The sequence below is a fragment of the Luteimicrobium album genome (assembly GCF_030161555.1).
Classification (GTDB): domain Bacteria; phylum Actinomycetota; class Actinomycetes; order Actinomycetales; family Cellulomonadaceae; genus Luteimicrobium; species Luteimicrobium album.
Genome location: NZ_BSUK01000001.1, coordinates 3,948,891 through 3,966,571 on the forward strand (window position 1 = coordinate 3,948,891; position 17,681 = coordinate 3,966,571).

Here is a 17,681-nt window from a genome sequence, read left to right on the forward strand (position 1 = left end):
CCGCGCAGCCCTCCCGTCCTCGGCCCACCTCGTCCGGAGGTTCTGATGTCCACCGCGGTCCCCACCCGTCGGCCCTCGCCGGCACCCGGCCTCGACACCCGGCGGCGGCGCACGGCGCCCGTCTGGCTCGCCCTCGTCGCCGCGTCCCTGCCGATGTTCATGGCGACGCTCGACAACCTCGTCATGACGGGCGCCCTGCCCGTCATCTCCCGGCACCTGTCCCCCAGCGTGGAACAGCTCCAGTGGTTCGTGAACGCGTACACGCTCGCGTTCGCGACGCTGATGATCCCGCTCGCCACCCTCGGCGACCGCCTCGGGCGCCGCCGGACGTTCGTCGTCGGCATCGCGGTCTTCGCGCTCGGCTCGATCGGGAGCGCGCTGTCCGGCACCCCCGCCGAGCTCATCGCGGCCCGCACGCTCCAGGGCGGCGGCGGCGCGGCCATCATGCCGCTGTCGCTCGCGCTGCTCGCCGGAGCGGTGCCCGCCGCGAAGCGCGCCATGGCGATCGGCGTCTGGGGCGGCGTCTCCGGCCTCGGCGTCGCGCTCGGCCCGGTCGTGGGCGGCGCCGTCGTCGACGGTCTGTCGTGGCAGGCGATCTTCTGGCTCAATGTCCCCGTCGCGGCGGTCGCGATCCCGCTCGCGCTGCGCGGGCTGCGGGAGTCGGAGCGGGTCTCGGTCAGCCTCGACGTCACGGGCCTCGTCCTGTCCGCTGCCGGCGTCCTGCTGGGCGTGTGGGCGATCGTCGGCGCCAACGACCGCGGCTGGGGCTCCGCGACAACCGTCGGGATGCTCGTCGTCGCCGTCCTGCTCCTCGTGGCGTTCGTGGTGCGCGAGGGCCGGACCGACCACCCGCTCGTCCCGCTGCGGCTGTTCCGCTCGCGCAGCTTCTCCGTGTCGAACGCGGCCAGCCTCGCGTTCTCCGTCGGGATGTTCGGGGCCGTCTTCCTGCTCACCCAGTACCTGCAGATCGGCGGCGGCTACTCGCCGTTCGCCGCGGGGCTGCGGACCCTGCCCTGGACGGCCGCCCCGATGCTCGTCGCCCCGGTCGCCGGGATGCTCGCGCCGCGGTTCGGCGTGCGCCCGTTCGTCGCCGGCGGCCTGGTTCTCCAGACCGTCGCGCTCGGTTGGATCGCGGCACTCATCGGCCCGACGGTCGACTACCCGAGCTTCGTGCCCGCGTTCGTCCTGGCCGGCGTCGGCATGGGCCTCACGTTCGCACCGGTCGCCACCGCGGTCCTGGCCGGGGTCCCCGAGTCGGACCACGCCACGGCGAGCAGCGTCAACGCGACGATCCGCGAGGTCGGTGTCGCGCTCGGCGTCGCCGTGCTGACGGCGGTCTTCCTCGCCGCCGGCGGTGCGTTCACCCCCGCCGCCTTCGCGGACGGGCTCGAGCCCGCCCTCTGGGTCGGGACGGCCGTCCTGGGGGTAGGTGCGATCGTGTCGTTCCTCATGCCGCGCAGCACGGGCAAGGAGCGCTGACCGCTGTCGGTGGCGGCGCCGTCGAGCACGGGATCGTCGCCCCACGAGAACGGGCCCGCCGCCCGTCCGGTGTCCCGGACGGGCGGCGGGCCCGTGTTCGGCGCGGGGCCTGGTGCGCTACGCGCCCTCAGGCCTCGTCTTCGTCGTCATCCTCGTCGGGACGCTTGTAGGGGTCGGCGTCGCCCGCGAAGTCCTTGCCCTCGCGCAGCGCGGCGAGCTCGGCGTCCTTCTCGCGGGCGGCGCGGAGCGCGTCCTCGAGGTGGGCGGCGTTCTCCGGGATCGCGTCGAGCTGGAACTCGAGGGTCGGCGTGAGCCGGATCCCGGTCTGCTTGCCGACCTCGGACCGGATGACCCCCTTGGCGCTCTCGAGCGCGGCGGCGGTCCCGGCCCGCTCCTCGTCGGTCCCGCGCACCGTGTAGAACACGGTGGCGTTCTGGAGGTCCCCGGTGACGCGCACGTCGGTCACGGTGACGTACCCGAGCCGCGGGTCCTTGATCCGCCGGTCCAGCATGGTCGCGACGACCTGCTGGATCCGCTCGGCCAGCTTCCTGGCCCGCACACTCTCAGCCATCAACCCTCATCTCCGGGATCGCGACGCGATCCCCAGTGTCCTCACAAGAACGCGGACGTGATGCTCTCACCCTGAGGTGACCCGACGGAAGAGCCCTGCCCGGGAGGGAGAGGGGTGGCGGGTCGTGGTGGGTCTGGCACGGGCCGCCAGGCCCGCGGTAGACCCGCCACCCCTCTCCCGGACGGGCAGGGCGGAGGCGACGACGGATCGTCACCCCGGCGGGACGAGAGTCACGAACGCGGCTTCTCCCGCATCTCGAAGGTCTCGATGACGTCCTCGAGCTGGATGTCGTTGAACGACCCGAGCCCGATACCGCACTCGTAGCCCTCGCGGACCTCGGTGGCGTCGTCCTTGAACCGCTTGAGCGAGTCGATCTGCAGGTTGTCCCCGACGACCACGCCGTTGCGCAGCACGCGAGCCTTGGAGTTTCGCGTGATGACGCCCGAGCGGACGATCGTTCCCGCGATATTGCCCGCCTTCGAGGACCGGAAGATCTCGCGGATCTCCGCGGTCCCGAGCTGGACCTCCTCGTACTCGGGCTTGAGCATGCCCTTGAGCGCGGCCTCGACGTCGTCGATGGCCTGGTAGATGACCGTGTAGTAGCGGATGTCGACGCCTTCGCGGTCGGCCAGGTCGCGGACGCGGTCCGCGGGCTTGACGTTGAAGCCGATGATGATCGCGTTGTCCACGGTCGCCAGGTTGACGTCGTTCTGCGTGATCGCACCGACACCGCGGTGGATGATGCGCAGCTCGACCTCGTCGCCGACGTCGATCTTGAGCAGCGCGTCCTCGAGCGCCTCGACGGCACCGGACACGTCGCCCTTGAGGACGAGGTTGAGGGTCTCGACCTTGCCCTGCTCGAGCGCCTGCGTGAAGTCCTCGAGGCTGATGCGCTTGCGGCGCTTGGCCAGCGTCGCGGCACGCTCGGCGGCCTCGCGCTTCTCGGCGATCTGCCGTGCGGTGCGGTCGTCGGGCGCCACGATGAACGTGTCGCCGGCGCGGGGCACCGAGGTCAGGCCGAGCACCTGGACCGGACGCGACGGGAGCGCCACGTCGAGGTTCTCGCCGTGCTCGTCGAACATCGCGCGGACGCGGCCGTGGGCCGTGCCGGCGACGATCGAGTCGCCGACGGCGAGCGTGCCGGACTGCACGAGGACCGTCGCGACGGAGCCGCGGCCCTTGTCGAGGTTGGCCTCGATGGCGACGCCGCGCGCGTCCTTGTCGGGGTTGGCGCGCAGGTCGAGAGCGGCGTCCGCGGTGAGCAGGACGGCGTCGAGGAGGTCCTCGATGCCGACCCGGTTCTTCGCGGACACGTCGACGAACATGGTGTCGCCGCCGTACTCCTCGGCCACCAGGTTGTACTCGGTGAGCTGCTGGCGGATCTTGGCGGGGTTGGCCCCCTCCTTGTCCACCTTGTTCACCGCGACGACGATCGGGACGCCGGCGGCCTGGGCGTGGTTGAGCGCCTCGACCGTCTGCGGCATCACGCCGTCGTCCGCCGCGACCACGAGGATCGCGATGTCGGTGACCTGCGCACCGCGGGCACGCATGGCGGTGAACGCCTCGTGACCCGGGGTGTCGATGAACGTGATCGCCCGGTCGACGCCCTCGTGCTCGTGGTGCACCTGGTAGGCGCCGATGTGCTGGGTGATGCCGCCGGCCTCGCCCGCGACGACGTCCGAGGAACGGACCGCGTCGAGGAGCTTCGTCTTTCCGTGGTCGACGTGACCCATGACGGTGACGACCGGGGGTCGCGGCTCGAGCACGTCGTCGCCCTCGGCCTCCAGCTCGCCCTCGAGGTCGATGTCGAACGCGCCGAGGAGCTCGCGGTCCTCGTCCTCCGCCGACACCATCTCGATGATGTAGCCGAGCTCGGCGCCCAGCGTGCCGAAGGTGTCCTCGTCGAGCGACTGCGTGGCCGTGGCCATCTCGCCCAGGTGGAAGAGGACGGTCACGAGGCTCGCGGGGTTCGCGTCGATCTTGTCGGCGAAGTCGGACAGGCTCGCGCCACGGCGCAGACGCACGACGGTCGAGCCGTCGCCGCGGGGGACGGTGACGCCGCCGAGCGACGGCGCCTGCATCTGCTCGAACTCCTGCCGCTTCGCGCGCTTCGACTTCCGTCCGCGCACGGGGCGACCGCCGGCGCGCCCGAAGGCGCCCTGCGTGCTGCCACGACCGGCACCGCCACGGCCGCCGCCACCGGGGCGACCACCGAAGCCGCCGCCACCGCCGGGACGCGCGGCGCCACCGGCACCGCCACCGCCGCCGAAGCCGCCACGACCGCCGCCGCCACCACCCGGGCGACCCCCGCCGCCGGCACCCTGACCGGCACCGGGCCGGCCGAGCGACGTGCGACCCGGCATCATGCCGGGGTTCGGACGGGCACCACCGGGACGCGGTGCGGCGCCGCCGGGGCGAGGAGCGCCACCGGGGCGCGGAGCCGCGGGACGCGGACCGCCGGAGCGCTCGGCCGAGCCCTCGCCGCGGTCGGGACGCGACTGCGGCCGGGGCATGCCCTGCTGCGACGCGAACGGGTTGTTGCCCGGGCGAGGCCGGGGCATGCCCTGGCTCGACGCGAACGGGTTGTTGCCGGGGCGCGGCGCGGCGCCGCCCGGGCGCGGGGCGCCGGGACGCGGAGCGGGCGACGCGTTGCCCGTGGCGGGCTTGGGAGCCGCGGCGGGCTTCGGGCCGGGCGTCGGCGCGGACTGGCGCGGCGCCGCAGGCTCGGCAGCGGGTGCGGGTGCGGGGGTCTCCTCCGCGGCCGGCGCCTGGGGCGCGGCGGGGCGGGGGCTGCAGGCTTCGCCGCCGCGGGCTTCGCGGCAGGCTTCGCCGCGCCACCGTTGCCGGCGGCGGACGCGCCGGCACCTGAACGGGCGGGGAAGGCGTCGCGCAGCTTGCGCACGACGGGTGGTTCGATCGTCGAGGACGCCGACCGGACGAACTCACCGAGCTCGGTGAGCTTCGTCATGATCGTCTTGCTCTCGACACCGAGCTCCTTGGCGAGCTCGTAGACGCGGACCTTAGCCACAACTCTCCTGTCTCGGCCCGCCCGGACAGGGAGGACCGTCGTTAGTACTGAGGGGTGCTCATCGCAGGGTGCTCATCGCGTGCCCATGTGTTTCTGACCCGCTTCCTGATAGACGTGTCTGGCATGTCGTGCTCTCGCACGTGGTCGTCACTCGGCACCGAGGCCGACGAGGAACTGGCGGACCCCGCTCGCGTCGGGCGCGCTGCGCAGACGCAGCGCCCGGGTGAACGCGTGGCGGCGTTCGGCCAGCTCCAGGCAGCGCATCCGCGGGTGCAGCCACGCGCCACGCCCCGGGAGCGAGCGTCGGACGTCCACCACGAGCACCGCCGCCTGGGCGGCACCCGCCGGGTCGTCGTCCGTCCGCGCCACGAGGCGCACGAGGTCGGACCGAAGGTCACGGGACCGGCAGCCGACGCACGTCCGCACCGGCGCCCGTGGGGGCGCGCTCGGTGACGAGGATGCGGGGAGGACGTGCGGCATCGGCCGGGCCTGAGACCCGTTGTCGGACATCTTACCCCGTCGCCCCCGGGTCACCCCGCCGTCGGGCGGGTCGAGCCGCCCTCGGGCGCGCCCTCGTCGGACCGGATGTCGATGCGCCAGCCCGTGAGCTTCGCGGCGAGACGGGCGTTCTGCCCCTCCTTGCCGATGGCGAGCGAGAGCTGGTAGTCCGGCACGACGACGCGCGCCGAGCGCGTGTCCTCGTCGACGATCGTGACCTCATTGACGCTCGCCGGCGACAGGGCGTTGCCGACGAAGCGCGCCGGGTCCGGGCTGTAGTCGACGATGTCGATCTTCTCGCCGTGCAGCTCCGCCATGACGGCCCGCACGCGCGCCCCCATCGGGCCGATGCAGGCGCCCTTGGCGTTGAGCCCCGAGACCGTCGAACGAACGGCCATCTTGGACCGGTGGCCTGCCTCGCGGGCCAGGGCCACGATCTCGACCGAGCCGTCCGCGACCTCGGGCACCTCGAGCTCGAACAGCTTGCGTACGAGGTTCGGGTGCGTCCGGCTCAACGTGATCTGCGGACCCTTCATTCCTCGGGTCACCTCGAGGACGTAGGCGCGCAGACGCTCCCCGTGGACGTACTCCTCCGTCGGCACCTGCTCGTGCGGCGGCAGCACCGCCTCGACGCCGCCCACCTCCACCAGCACGACGCGCGGGTCGCGGCCCTGCTGGATGACGCCGGCGATGACCTCGCCCTCCTTGCCGCGGAACTGACCCAGGATCGCGTCGTCCTCGGCGTCGCGCAGACGCTGGACGATCACCTGGCGCGCGGTCGCGGTGGCGATCCGGCCGAAGTCGGCGGGCGTGTCGTCGAACTCGGGGCCGAAGCTGCGCACCCCGTCCTCGTCCACGACCTCCTCGCGCGCCCACACGGCCGCGCGCCCGGACGTGCGGTCCAGCTCGACGCGCGCGTGGGGCTGCGCGCCGGTGCTGCGGTGGTAGGCCGAGAGCAGCGCCTGCTCGATCGCGCCCACCAGGACGTCCAGGCTGATGTCCCGCTCGCGCTCGATCGCGCGCAGAGCGCTCATGTCGATGTCCATCAGGCCTCCTCGTCGTCGGTGGTTCCAGCAGAGCGTGAGAGCTCGACCTCGATGCTTCCGCGCGCGACGTCCGACCGGTCGACCCGCTCGGGCTGCCCTGCAGGGACCTCCGTCAGGACGAGCTCGTCGCCCTCGACGTCGGTCAGCCGGCCCTCGTAGGTGCGGCCGTCACGCAGCGCGAGACTGACGCGGCGCCCGCGCGCACGCTTGAAGTGCCGCGGCTCGGTCAGCGGCCGCGAGGTCCCGGGGTCGAGACCTCGAGCGTGTACTGCCCGGGCAGGACGTCGGACGCGGCGTCGAGCGCGTCCGAGACCTCGCGGGAGACGTCGGCCACGGCGTCGAGGTCGAGGCTGCCGAGGACGTCCTCGGGCAGGTCGAGCGTGACGCGGACGACCGAGCGGCTGCCGGCGCGGGACACGACGACGTCCTCGAGGTACAGACCCGCGCCTTCGACCACCGGCGCGACGACCTCGCGGACCGTGTCCGCCGGTTGCTGCCTGGGCATGCGTTCTCCTGTCGGTTCTCACGGCCCACCTGCGGGACGCGAGCTTCTGAGGACCGCGAGCCGGGTGTGCCGGGCAGCGATCGAGATCGTCTCGACCGGTGTGCTGTTGTGCGGGTCAAGACTACCGACTCGACGGACGGTCGGCGTCCCGACGCCCGGCGCGGCGGCCGCGCCGTGGCACCGCCCCGAGCACGGTCGTGGGATCATCGGGCGCGATGCACCCCCACCCGCACCCCGCCCGCACCCTGCCCGGCCGGCCCGCCGCGCTCCTCGCCACGGCAGCCGCCGTCGTGCTCGCGCTGGTGCTGAGCGGCTGCGGCGTCCGGCTCGAGTCCGACCCGCCGCCCGCCCTGACGCCGACCGCCGACGAGGTCGTGCGAGCCGCGACCGTCGAGGACGTCGTCGGGGTCCGCGACCTCGCGCAGGCGGTGCTCGACGACGGCGCGACGGAGGCGGTCGCGACACGGCTCCGGGCGATCGTGAAGCAGGCCGGCACTCAGGTCACCGCGCTGGGCGGCGTCTACGACGGGCCGGCGCCGACGACGAGCCCGACCACCCCGGCACCTCCGACGGCGACCGCGACGAAGCCGACCGCGGCCGCCGTCGTCCGCCGGCTCGGTGCCGCGTCGAGCGCCGCGCGCGGACGCCTGGCCGACGCCGACGACGCGCACCTCGCGCGGCTCGTCGCTCAGGTCAGCGCGTCGCAGGACCTGAACGCGCGGGCGCTCGCCGGCCTCGCCCACGTCAAGCCTCCCGCTGGGGCTGCAGCCCGCGTGACCGTCCCGGCCACGCTCCCCGAGGGCGCGCGTGCCACCGTCGCGGCCACGGTGATCGAGGACGAGGACGCCGCCGGCTACCTGCTCGAGGTCGTCGCCGCGCGCTCGAAGGGCGCGACGCGCAAGGCGGCCGCCGCACGTGCGGCCGTGCACCGCACCCGGGCGCAGGACTGGGCGGACGCGGCCGGGGTCTCCGGCACGGACGGCGACCCGCGTCGGACGGCGTACGCACTGCCGGCCAAGGCGGTCGCCCGCACCGTCGAGTCCCGGCTGACGACCGGCTACGCGGCCCTGCTCGACACGCTCGACCCGAAGGGCCGTGCCGCCGTCGCGGACCTGCTGACGGACAGCGCCCGGGCCGCGGTCGACGCGGGCGCGGCGATCACCGCGCTCCCGGGCGGCACCCCGAAGTAGCGCCCACCCGCCTCCCCGCGAGGGAGGCCTCCCGGAGGCCTACCTCTCGGGGTGGAGCGGCTCAGAGCAGGGCGGCGACCCGCTCCGACACGCGCTCGACGGCGTCCGCGACGGGGACCTGCTCGGCGTCGTCGCCCGCGCGGCCACGTACGTCGACGACGCCGTCCGCGAGCCCGCGGCCCACGACGACGACGACCGGCACACCGATGAGCTCGGCGTCCGCGAACTTCACGCCGGGCGAGACCTTGGGGCGGTCGTCGTACAGCACCTCGATGCCGCGCGCGGCGAGCCCGGAGGCGATCGCGTCGGCCGCGTCGAACACGTCCTGGCTCTTGCCGGTCGCGACCACGTGGACGTGCGCGGGCGCGACGTGCGCGGGCCACGCGAGGCCCTTGTCGTCGTGGTTGGCTTCGGCGAGCGACGCCATCACGCGCGTCACGCCGACGCCGTACGAGCCCATGGTGACGACGACCTGCTTGCCGTTCTGGTCGAGCACGGTCAGACCGAGGGCCTGCGCGTACTTGCGGCCGAGCTGGAAGATGTGGCCGATCTCGATGCCGCGGGCGAGCTCGAGCGGACCCGAGCCGTCGGGGGCCTCGTCGCCGGCGCGGACCTCGGCCGCCTCGATCGTGCCGTCGGCGGTGAAGTCGCGGCCCGCGACGAGGTCGAACACGTGCCGCCCCGGCTCGTTCGCGCCCGTGATCCAGCGCGTGCCCTCGACGACGCGAGGGTCGAGCAGGTAGCGCACCGCGGAGACGGTGGACGCCTCCGGCCCGTCTCCGACGGTCACCTGGGCGCCCTGCGGACCGAGCGCACCCGGGCCGATGTAGCCCTTGACGAGCTCGGGGTGCGCGGCGAAGTCGCCCTCGCCCGCGGGCTCGACCTCGGCGGGCTCGAGCGAGGCGCCGAGCCGCTTCAGGTCGACCTCGCGGTCGCCCGGAAGCCCGACGACGAGCACCTCGCGGCGCCCGTCCGGGTGCGTCGCGGCGAGGACGACGTTCTTCAGCGTGTCCGCCGCCGTCCAGGCGCGGTCGGGGCGCGGGAAGCGCTCGTTCGCGAGCGCCACCAGCGAGTCGATCGTGGGGGTGTCGGGGGTGTCCTCGACGTGGGCCGCCGGGGCGTCGTCGAACGGGATCGCGTCCGGGACGGGCGTGACGACCGCCTCGACGTTGGCCGCGTAGCCGCCGGCCGAGCGCACGAACGTGTCCTCGCCGATGGGCGTCGGGGTGAGGAACTCCTCCGAGCGCGAGCCGCCCATGGCGCCGCTCGTCGCCGCGACGATCACGTACTCGAGCCCCAGGCGCTCGAAGATCCGCTGGTACGCGGCGCGCTGCGCGGCATAGGAGGTGTCGAGGCCGGCGTCGTCGACGTCGAACGAGTACGCGTCCTTCATGATGAACTCGCGCCCGCGGATCAGGCCGGCGCGGGGGCGGGCCTCGTCGCGGTACTTGGTCTGGATCTGGAAGAGCGTGAGCGGGAGGTCCTTGTACGAGGAGTACAGGTCCTTCACCAGGAGCGTGAACATCTCCTCGTGCGTGGGCGCGAGCAGGTAGTCGGCCTCCTTGCGGTCCTTGAGCCGGAACAGGCCCTGGCCGTACTCGGTCCAGCGGCCCGTCGCCTCGTAGGGCTCGCGCGGCAGCAGCGCCGGGAAGTGCACCTCCTGCGCACCCGCCGCCTGCATCTCCTCGCGCACGACCGCCTCGACCTTCGCGAGCACGCGCAGGCCCAGCGGCAGCCACGTGTAGATGCCCGGGGCGGCGCGGCGGATGTAGCCGGCGCGCACCAGCAGCCGGTGGCTCGCGACCTCGGCGTCGACCGGGTCCTCGCGCAGGGTCCGGACGAAGAGCGTGGACATCCGCAGGACGGCAGGGGACGAGGAGGTCAGGTCGTGCGACATGCGGCACAGCCTACCGGCGGGCCGACGCGCGGCCGTGCTCCCCGGGCGGCCGCTCGGGACCGGCCGGGGCGCCGGGCGGCGCCCGTGGGCGGGTCCGGGCATGATCGGACCCATGCCCGAGCTGCCCGAGGTCGAGGCGCTCGTCGGGTTCCTGCGGGACCGGACGAGCGGGCACCAGATCACGTCCGTCGCGCTGGGGCAGATCTCCGCGCTCAAGACGTACGCCCCGCCGCTGGACGCGCTCGTCGGGCGACGGGTGGGCGACGTCGTCCGGCACGGCAAGTGGCTCGACCTGGTGGCCGTGCCGGCGGACGGGCCCGACGGCGACCCGCTGCACCTGGTCTTCCACCTCGCCCGCGGCGGCTGGCTGCGCTGGTCCGAGCAGGCGCCGACGACACCGGTGCGTCCCCGGGCGGGCGGCGGGGGCGGCAACCGACCGACGCTCGCGCTGCGCGTCCGGTTCGACGACGGCGCGGGCTTCGACCTCACGGAGGCGGGGACGCGCAAGCGGCTGGCGGTCTACGTCGTGGCCGACCCCGTCGAGGTGCCGCAGATCGCGACGCTCGGCGTCGAGCCGATGTCGGACGCGTTCACGCCGGCCGTGCTGGCGGAGCTGCTGGCCCGCAAGAACCAGCAGGTCAAGGGGCTGCTGCGCGACCAGGGCGCGATCGCGGGGATCGGGAACGCCTACTCGGACGAGATCCTGCTCGTCGCGCGGACGAGCCCGTTCCGCCTGACCAAGACCTACGCGTCGCCGCCCGGCTCCCCCGAGCCGTCGGCCGACGTCGTCGCCCTGCACACCGCGATCCGGGACGTGCTGCGCGAGGCCGTGGCTGCGTCGTCGGGCAGGCCGGCGGCCGAGCTCAAGGACGCCAAGCGCCGCGGGATGCGCGTGCACGGGCGGACGGGCGAGCCGTGCCCCGGCTGGGACGGCGTGCCCTGCGGCGACACGGTCCACGAGGTGTCGTTCGCGGACCGTTCGCTGCAGTACTGCCCCACGTGCCAGACGGGCGGTCAGGTGCTCGCGGACCGGCGGATGTCGCGGCTCCTGCGCTGACGGCGCCCCGAGCGCGAGAGGGCCGAGCCCACCGCGAGCGACGCGAGCGCGACCGCCAGGCCGAGCGCGGGCCACCCGGACCGGGTCGCGAGCGCGCCCGCACTGAGCGCGCCCGCGACCTGGGCGGTCGTCGTGACGAGCTCGGCGACGGGCTGGACGCGACCCCGCTCGGCGGGCCGGTACGACGCCGCGACCATCGCGCTGCCTCCGCTGAACGCGAGGTTCCACCCCACCCCGACGGCGGTCATCGCGACGAGGAACGCCGGCATCGACGGGCTCACGGCGGCGGCCGCACCAGCGACCACGATGACCGCGGTGCCGAGGAGCGCGACGCGGCGCTCCCCGAACCGGCCGATCCAGCGGGCCACGACGAAGCCCGGCGCGTACATGCCGACCATGTGGAGCTGTACCGCCAGCGCGGCCTGGTCGGCGCTGTGGCCCATGTCCGTGCCCGCGAGGGGCCCGGCGGTCATCATCGACATCATCGCGAACGCCGCGAGCGAGGCCGCGCCGACGCCGCCGAGGAGGACGGGCTGACGCCACAGGGCCGCGGTCGGCCGCGCGACGTCCGCGGTGGCGGCGTCGGGCACGGCGACCGCGGCAGGGGCCCGACCGAGCCCCGCGAGCCCGCGCGGCAGGAACGCGTTCCAGGCCAGGGCGGCGAGGCCCGCCGCCGCGACGAGCAGGTAGGAGGCCACGTACGGGGTCGCCGTCGTGTGCGCGAGCGCGGTCGCGAGGAACGGCCCGACGAGCGCCGCCACCAGTCCGCCCGCGAGGACCGTGCTCACGGCGCGGGCCCGGGCCGCCGGCCAGGACTCCGCCGCCGCGTAGCGGTAGTAGCCCGTGCCCGCCTGGTAGACGCCGACGAGGGCCGTCCCGACGCAGAACAGCCAGAACAGGTCGAGCTGCACCGCGCGCGCCGACACGAGCCCGGCGGCGACGGCGAACGCGGGCGCGACGGCGAACGCCCGCCGGTAGCCGGCGCGACCGATCGCCCGGGACCACACGAACGTCGCGACGACCGCCGCGACGGGGATCAGGCTGAACGGCACGGTCGCGAGGACCCGGGTCGGCGCGAGCCGCGCGCCGACGACGCCCGTCAGCGTGAGGTCGACGGTCGTGCCGAGCACGGCGAGGCCCTGGGCCGTCACGAGACGTCGCACGGCGGGGCCGGGTCGCGGCGGAGCGGCCGGCGAGGCGGGAGGGGACGGATGGTTCGTCGTGGTCACGGAGCAAGCGTCGCGGGGCGCCGCGAGACGCACGAGAGGCAGGAATGCCGCTCTGCGCTAGATTTCTGCCATGAGCCCCTCCCCCGCCGTGCCCCACCGGGTCGCCGTCCTGGCGCTCGCCGACGCCCTGCCCCTGGAGGTCGGGATCCCGTTCCAGGTGCTGCAGCGGCGCGCCTACCCCTACGACGTCGAGCTCTGCGGCGAGCGGCCCGGGCCGGTCCCGACCACGGGCGGCTTCCCCGTCGTGGCCGGCGCCGGACTCGAGGCCCTGCACCGGGCGGACACCGTCGTCGTGCCCGCGTTCCACGAGGTCGACCGGCCGCTGCCGTCCGACGTGCTCGACGCCCTGCGGGCCGCGCACGCGCGCGGCGCCCGGCTCGTGTCGATCTGCGCCGGAGCGTTCGCCCTCGCGCAGGCCGGGCTGCTCGACGGCCGGGTCGCGACGACCCACTGGCAGCACGCCGAGCGGCTCGCCCGCGCCTATCCGCGCGTGAGGGTCGACCCGGACGTGCTCTACGTCGACGAGGGCGACGTCGTGACCTCGGCCGGGGTCGCGTCGGGCATCGACGTGTGCCTCCACCTGCTGCGCACGGACCACGGGGCCGCGGCGGCCAACGAGGTCGCGCGGGCCATCGTGGCCGCTCCGCACCGCGACGGCGGGCAGGCGCAGTTCGTGCCGCGGGCAGACGAGCCCGCCCGCCAGGACGTGCTCGCCGCGACCCGCGCGTGGGCGCTGGGCCGGCTCGACGAGCCCCTCACCGTCGCCGACCTCGCGCGGCACGCGCACGTGTCCGTGCGCACGCTCGCCCGCGCGTTCGCCACCGACACGGGCCTGTCCCCGCTCCGATGGCTCACGACCGCGCGCGTCGACCGGGCGCGCGAGCTCCTCGAGATCACCGACTGGGGCGTCGACCGCGTCGCACAGGCCGCGGGCCTCGGCACGCCCGCGAACCTGCGGCTCCACCTGCGGCGCACCCTCGGCGTCAGCCCGTCCGAGTACCGCACGACCTTCTCGCTCACGACGGCGGCCTGACCCCCGCCCGGCGGCGGGTCGCGAGCCCGCGTCAGCGTCAACCGTCGTACGCGGGGCCCGTGACGACGACGCGCCGCCCGCGCGGGGTCGCGCCCCACGCCTCGGCGACCCGGTCCAGCGGGTAGGCCTCGACGTCGACGCGGACGACGCCGTCCGCGAGCCGCTGCAGGTAGACGGGGATCTCGGCGAGGATGTCCTGCACCGAGCCGGAGCCCGCACCGGAGCCCCGAAGGGTGAGGGCGCTCGAACGGAGCAGGGCGGCGGGCACCGACGCGCGCGGACCGGCCGTCTGCCCGATCTCGACGTACTCGGTCCGGTGGTCGTCCTCGTCGAGGCCCGAGCGTGTGAGCGCGTCGAGGACGGCCTCGGCGGGCGCGCCCCACACGAAGTCGAGGACGAGGTCCGGGCGGTGCTCGGCGAGGGCGCCCGTGAGGGCGCGGACGTCGTCGTCGTGCAAGGACGACAGCGGGACGGCCGTGACGGCCCCGCGCCCGCCGGCGACGACGTGGTCGAGCGCCGCGGCGTCGCGGCCGACGGCGACCACGTGCTCGGCCCCGAGCGCGAGCGCGTTCTGGACCGCGAGCGAGCCCGCGACGCCGGTGGCGCCGACGACGAGCACGGTGCCGAGCGGTCCGCGCCGCGCGGCCTCACGCAGCGGCAGCCAGGACGCCATGCCCGGGTTGAGCGCTGCGGCCGCCTGCAGCGGGTCGGTGCCGTCGGGCAGCGGGAAGGTCATCGGGACGGCGAGCCGCTCAGCCAACGTGCCGTACGGGTGGGCGGTGAAGACCGTGTACACGAGCGAACCGTCGGCGGTCCGGGCGACGGCGTCGACGCCGGGCACGGACGGCCAGCCGTCGGTGCTGCCGTAGTGCTCGCCCGAGGCGAGCTGACGCACGATCGGGTGCAGCCCGGCGGCGACCAGGGTGACGGTCTCGCGCCCCTCGGCGACGGGCGGCTCGGGGAAGGACTCGGCGACCGGGGCGGCGCCCGGTCCGGTGACGACGGCGGCGAGCATGACTCCTCCTTAACGTTGTTCAATACCAACCGCTCCAGCATGGCTTAACATCGTTAAGGACGCAAGGGGTCGTGGCGTCCGGGATCCGAGGAGGAGAGTGTGAGCAAGGGACTGACGCGCGACCAGGTGGTGCGCGCGGCGCTCGCGCTGCTCGACGAGGTCGGCCTCGACGACCTCACGATGCGGGCGCTCGCCGCACGGCTCGACGTCAAGGCGGCGGCGCTCTACTGGCACGTGCGGAGCAAGGCGGACCTCGTCGACGAGATGGGGACCGCGCTCTGGCGCGAGACGCTCGCAGCCCTCCCCGCGCGCTGCCCCGCCGACCGGCCGGACGAGCTTCTCGTCGCCTTCGCCCGCACGCTCCGGGCCACCCTGCTGTCCCACCGCGACGGTGCGCGCCTGTTCGCGGGCACGTACCTCACGGACGTCACCGTCCTCGAGGCGCAGGAGCCCCTCCTCGCGAGCCTCGTGGGCCACGGCCTGGACCTCGACACCGCGATCGAGGTCTCGACCGTCCTGTACGCGTTCACGGTCGGCGCGACCGTCGAGGAGCAGTCGGTCCGCCAGGTCCGCGCGTCGGGCGACGCCCGCTACGACCTGACGGAGCGCGAGCGCCGCCTCGACCACGAGCGCTTCCCGCTGGTCACGGCCGCGGGCCGGCTGTCGTTCCCGGACCCGGCGGCACGCTTCGACCGCGCGGTCCGCCGCCTCGTGGCGTCGTTCGAGGGCTGGGCGTCCCGCGCCTGACCGCCCGCGAAGTGGGCCCCCGGCGGGGTGCTTCGCGAACCCGACCGGCCGCGCGAACCGGACCGAGGATCAGAACAGCACGGTCGCGAGCGTGCCGACCTGTTCGAACCCGACCCTCCGGTACGCGGCGAGCGCCGGCGCGTTGTAGTCGTTGACGTACAGCGACACGATCGGCGCGACCTCTCTCCGCGTGGCGACGACCACGGCCGCGACGCCGGCCTCGGACAGCCGGTGCCCGCGGCGCCCGGGGTCCACCCAGACGCCCTGGATCTGCGCGACGTGGTCGGTGACGGCGCCGAGCTCGGCCTTGAAGGCGACGAACGGCCTCCCGTCGGCGCCGCGTTCCATCCGGACGAACGACCGGCCGGTCGCGATGAGCTGCCGGACGCGTCGTTCGTAGGCGGAGCTGCCGCCGACGACGGGCGAGTAGCCGACCTCTTCGACGAACATCCGCACGCAGGCGGGGAGGATGGCGCCGAGCTCCTCGTTCAGGCCGCGCCGGACGGCGGGGTCGGGGGCGACGTCGGGGTCGCGGGCTATGGCCATGGAGGGCTGGTTGGCCCGGATCTCCCGGGGCCGGGGCCAGGTGGGCGCGAGCCGCTCCCAGAGGCCGAGGGCCACGGGGGCGTCGCCGACGATCGAGGAGCTGCGGCGGCCCTCGAGCCGCGCGGCGGCGGCGAAGGCGTCGAGGGCTGCCTCGCGCTCGGGGCCGGTGTCGGGGACCACGGGGAACAGGTTGGCGCCGGACCAGCAGATCGCGGTCGGCGCGCCCGCGGTGGGGTACGCCCAGACGCTCCCGCCGCCGCGTGCGTCGGCCTCGGGCCAGTCGGCGACGCGGGCTGCGGCGAGGGCCGCGGTCACGGGGTCGACGGCGCACACCGCGAGCGCCGCCGCGACCTCGTGCCTCCCCAGGACGCGCGCGGGGGCGGCGCGAAGTCCGTGCGCGTCGTCGCGGGCGAAGAGGCGGACCATGCGCCGATTCTCCCCCATGCGGCTGGCGGGCGCGCTCAGGCGTGCGGCCGACGCGCGGGGCGCGCCCGCGCGTCGGCGTGCCGAGCGGGTGCGGTCAGCTCACGGTGACGACGGGGCCCGAGGGCGTGCGCTCCTCGGCCGGCATGGAGTCGGCGATGCGCATGGCCTCCTCGATCAGGGTCTCGACGATCATCGCCTCGGGGACGGTCTTGATGACCTCGCCCTTGACGAAGATCTGGCCCTTGCCGTTGCCGGACGCGACGCCGAGGTCGGCCTCGCGGGCCTCGCCGGGGCCGTTGACGACGCAGCCCATGACGGCGACGCGCAGCGGCACCTCCATGCCCTCGAGGCCGGCGGTGACGCGCTCGGCGAGCGAGTAGACGTCGACCTGGGCGCGGCCGCACGACGGGCACGAGACGATCTCGAGCTTGCGGGGCCGCAGGTTGAGGGACTGGAGGATCTGGATGCCGACCTTGACCTCCTCGACGGGCGGCGCGGACAGGGACACGCGGATCGTGTCGCCGATGCCCTTGCTGAGCAGCGCGCCGAACGCCGTGGCCGACTTGATGGTGCCCTGGAACGCCGGCCCGGCCTCGGTGACGCCGAGGTGCAGGGGCCAGTCGCCGCGCTCGGACAGGAGCTCGTAGGCGCGCACCATGACGACGGGGTCGTTGTGCTTGACGGAGATCTTGAAGTCGTGGAAGTCGTGCTCCTCGAACAGCGACGCCTCCCAGACCGCGGACTCGACGAGCGCCTCGGGGGTCGCCCGGCCGTACTTGGCGAGCAGGCGCGGGTCGAGCGAGCCGGCGTTGACGCCGATCCGGAGCGACGTGCCGTGGTCCTTCGCGGCCTGGGCGATCTCCTTGACCTGGTCGTCGAACTTGCGGATGTTGCCCGGGTTGACGCGGACGGCCGCGCAACCGGCCTCGATCGCGGCGAACACGTACTTCGGCTGGAAGTGGATGTCCGCGATGACGGGGATCTGCGACTTGGTGGCGATCGCGGGCAGCGCGGCGGCGTCGTCGGCGCTGGGCACGGCGACGCGCACGATGTCGCAGCCGGCCGCCGTCAGCTCGGCGATCTGCTGGAGGGTGGCGTTGATGTCCGAGGTCAGCGTCGTCGTCATGGACTGGACGCTGATCGGGGCGTCGCCGCCGACCTCCACCTTGCCGACACGGATCTTGCGTGTCTTGCGGCGGGGGGCGAGGACGGGTACGGGAGCCTCGGGCATGCCGAGGTTGATCGGGACGCTCACGGGTCCAGTATCCCTCGCTCGGGCCGTCCGTCGGGCAGGGCGGGGCGGACGCTCGACGCACATCGTCGTCGGATCTCGTGGAGACGGCCGGGTGAGGCGGTCGGTCGGAAAGCCCGTGCCACGCCGTCCGACCCCCGCATAGCGTCGTCCACGACCCCT

Annotated in this window: 15 protein-coding genes and 1 pseudogene; 5 read left to right on the forward strand and 11 right to left on the reverse strand. The window is 74.6% G+C overall.

Annotation, left to right across the window (positions count from 1 at the left end; translation table 11 throughout):
- Positions 1 to 45 precede the first annotated feature (45 nt).
- The gene (locus QQK45_RS20260; protein ID WP_284294737.1) at positions 46 to 1,479 is read left to right on the forward strand and encodes an MFS transporter; all 1,434 of its coding nucleotides are present in this window, start codon (positions 46 to 48) and stop codon (positions 1,477 to 1,479) included.
- Between the two features lie 127 nt (positions 1,480 to 1,606).
- Here QQK45_RS20260 and rbfA read toward each other — a convergent pair whose 3' ends face one another.
- The 6 genes and pseudogenes from rbfA to rimP form a co-directional block, all read right to left on the reverse strand.
- The gene (gene rbfA / locus QQK45_RS20265; RefSeq protein WP_284294738.1) at positions 1,607 to 2,050 is read right to left on the reverse strand and encodes a 30S ribosome-binding factor RbfA; all 444 of its coding nucleotides are present in this window, start codon (positions 2,048 to 2,050) and stop codon (positions 1,607 to 1,609) included.
- A gap of 230 nt (positions 2,051 to 2,280) precedes the next feature.
- Positions 2,281 to 5,078, reverse strand: a pseudogene (gene infB / locus QQK45_RS20270) (translation initiation factor IF-2).
- 147 nt (positions 5,079 to 5,225) lie between these two features.
- Positions 5,226 to 5,588, reverse strand: a complete 363-nt coding sequence (locus tag QQK45_RS23520) for a YlxR family protein (RefSeq protein ID WP_431310307.1) — start codon at positions 5,586 to 5,588, stop codon at positions 5,226 to 5,228.
- 20 nt (positions 5,589 to 5,608) lie between these two features.
- Positions 5,609 to 6,622, reverse strand: a complete 1,014-nt coding sequence (gene nusA, locus QQK45_RS20280) for a transcription termination factor NusA (protein WP_284294740.1) — start codon at positions 6,620 to 6,622, stop codon at positions 5,609 to 5,611.
- The gene (locus QQK45_RS20285; protein ID WP_284295127.1) at positions 6,622 to 6,852 is read right to left on the reverse strand and encodes an LSm family protein; all 231 of its coding nucleotides are present in this window, start codon (positions 6,850 to 6,852) and stop codon (positions 6,622 to 6,624) included. The genes nusA and QQK45_RS20285 overlap by 1 nt, the downstream gene beginning before the upstream one ends.
- The gene (rimP, locus tag QQK45_RS20290) at positions 6,849 to 7,127 is read right to left on the reverse strand and encodes a ribosome maturation factor RimP (protein WP_284294741.1); all 279 of its coding nucleotides are present in this window, start codon (positions 7,125 to 7,127) and stop codon (positions 6,849 to 6,851) included. The genes QQK45_RS20285 and rimP overlap by 4 nt, the downstream gene beginning before the upstream one ends.
- Before the next feature lie 215 nt (positions 7,128 to 7,342).
- Here rimP and QQK45_RS20295 point away from each other — a divergent pair, with 215 nt between their 5' ends.
- The gene (locus QQK45_RS20295; RefSeq protein WP_284294742.1) at positions 7,343 to 8,317 is read left to right on the forward strand and encodes a DUF4439 domain-containing protein; all 975 of its coding nucleotides are present in this window, start codon (positions 7,343 to 7,345) and stop codon (positions 8,315 to 8,317) included.
- Between the two features lie 61 nt (positions 8,318 to 8,378).
- Here the strand turns inward: QQK45_RS20295 and QQK45_RS20300 are convergent, their stop codons facing one another.
- Entirely contained in the window at positions 8,379 to 10,214 is a 1,836-nt protein-coding gene (locus QQK45_RS20300; RefSeq protein WP_284294743.1) for a proline--tRNA ligase, read from the reverse strand.
- Between the two features lie 112 nt (positions 10,215 to 10,326).
- Here QQK45_RS20300 and QQK45_RS20305 point away from each other — a divergent pair, with 112 nt between their 5' ends.
- Entirely contained in the window at positions 10,327 to 11,271 is a 945-nt protein-coding gene (locus tag QQK45_RS20305) for an Fpg/Nei family DNA glycosylase (RefSeq protein ID WP_284294744.1), read from the forward strand.
- Here the strand turns inward: QQK45_RS20305 and QQK45_RS20310 are convergent.
- A complete protein-coding gene (locus QQK45_RS20310) occupies positions 11,229 to 12,500 on the reverse strand; it encodes an MFS transporter (RefSeq protein ID WP_284294745.1) in 1,272 nt (423 codons plus the stop codon). The two genes, QQK45_RS20305 and QQK45_RS20310, sit on opposite strands and share 43 nt — an antisense overlap.
- A gap of 70 nt (positions 12,501 to 12,570) precedes the next feature.
- Here QQK45_RS20310 and QQK45_RS20315 point away from each other — a divergent pair, with 70 nt between their 5' ends.
- Positions 12,571 to 13,533 (forward strand): GlxA family transcriptional regulator, encoded by a 963-nt coding sequence (locus tag QQK45_RS20315; RefSeq protein ID WP_284294746.1) that lies wholly within the window; start codon positions 12,571 to 12,573, stop codon positions 13,531 to 13,533.
- Between the two features lie 37 nt (positions 13,534 to 13,570).
- On the opposite strand, the gene QQK45_RS20320 is transcribed toward QQK45_RS20315, so the two are convergent.
- Positions 13,571 to 14,548, reverse strand: a complete 978-nt coding sequence (locus QQK45_RS20320) for a quinone oxidoreductase family protein (RefSeq protein WP_284294747.1) — start codon at positions 14,546 to 14,548, stop codon at positions 13,571 to 13,573.
- A 99-nt stretch (positions 14,549 to 14,647) separates the two neighbouring features.
- Here QQK45_RS20320 and QQK45_RS20325 point away from each other — a divergent pair, with 99 nt between their 5' ends.
- Positions 14,648 to 15,295, forward strand: coding sequence for a TetR/AcrR family transcriptional regulator C-terminal domain-containing protein (locus QQK45_RS20325; RefSeq protein ID WP_284294748.1), 648 nt, complete (start codon positions 14,648 to 14,650; stop codon positions 15,293 to 15,295).
- Between the two features lie 69 nt (positions 15,296 to 15,364).
- Here the strand turns inward: QQK45_RS20325 and QQK45_RS20330 are convergent, their stop codons facing one another.
- A complete protein-coding gene (locus QQK45_RS20330; protein WP_284294749.1) occupies positions 15,365 to 16,267 on the reverse strand; it encodes a GNAT family N-acetyltransferase in 903 nt (300 codons plus the stop codon).
- A gap of 94 nt (positions 16,268 to 16,361) precedes the next feature.
- A complete protein-coding gene (gene ispG, locus QQK45_RS20335) occupies positions 16,362 to 17,522 on the reverse strand; it encodes a flavodoxin-dependent (E)-4-hydroxy-3-methylbut-2-enyl-diphosphate synthase (RefSeq protein ID WP_284294750.1) in 1,161 nt (386 codons plus the stop codon).
- Positions 17,523 to 17,681 lie beyond the last annotated feature (159 nt).

What these genes read in the sequence shown, in the direction of transcription:
- nusA (WP_284294740.1), bottom strand. Translation starts at nt 6,622, where the DNA reads ATGGACATCGACATGAGCGCTCTGCGCGCGATCGAGCGCGAGCGGGAC.
- QQK45_RS20305 (WP_284294744.1), top strand. Translation starts at nt 10,327, where the DNA reads ATGCCCGAGCTGCCCGAGGTCGAGGCGCTCGTCGGGTTCCTGCGGGAC.
- rbfA (WP_284294738.1), bottom strand. Translation starts at nt 2,050, where the DNA reads ATGGCTGAGAGTGTGCGGGCCAGGAAGCTGGCCGAGCGGATCCAGCAG.
- QQK45_RS23520 (WP_431310307.1), bottom strand. Translation starts at nt 5,588, where the DNA reads ATGTCCGACAACGGGTCTCAGGCCCGGCCGATGCCGCACGTCCTCCCC.
- QQK45_RS20330 (WP_284294749.1), bottom strand. Translation starts at nt 16,267, where the DNA reads ATGGTCCGCCTCTTCGCCCGCGACGACGCGCACGGACTTCGCGCCGCC.
- QQK45_RS20300 (WP_284294743.1), bottom strand. Translation starts at nt 10,214, where the DNA reads ATGTCGCACGACCTGACCTCCTCGTCCCCTGCCGTCCTGCGGATGTCC.
- QQK45_RS20320 (WP_284294747.1), bottom strand. Translation starts at nt 14,548, where the DNA reads ATGCTCGCCGCCGTCGTCACCGGACCGGGCGCCGCCCCGGTCGCCGAG.
- rimP (WP_284294741.1), bottom strand. Translation starts at nt 7,127, where the DNA reads ATGCCCAGGCAGCAACCGGCGGACACGGTCCGCGAGGTCGTCGCGCCG.
- QQK45_RS20315 (WP_284294746.1), top strand. Translation starts at nt 12,571, where the DNA reads ATGAGCCCCTCCCCCGCCGTGCCCCACCGGGTCGCCGTCCTGGCGCTC.
- QQK45_RS20260 (WP_284294737.1), top strand. Translation starts at nt 46, where the DNA reads ATGTCCACCGCGGTCCCCACCCGTCGGCCCTCGCCGGCACCCGGCCTC.
- QQK45_RS20295 (WP_284294742.1), top strand. Translation starts at nt 7,343, where the DNA reads ATGCACCCCCACCCGCACCCCGCCCGCACCCTGCCCGGCCGGCCCGCC.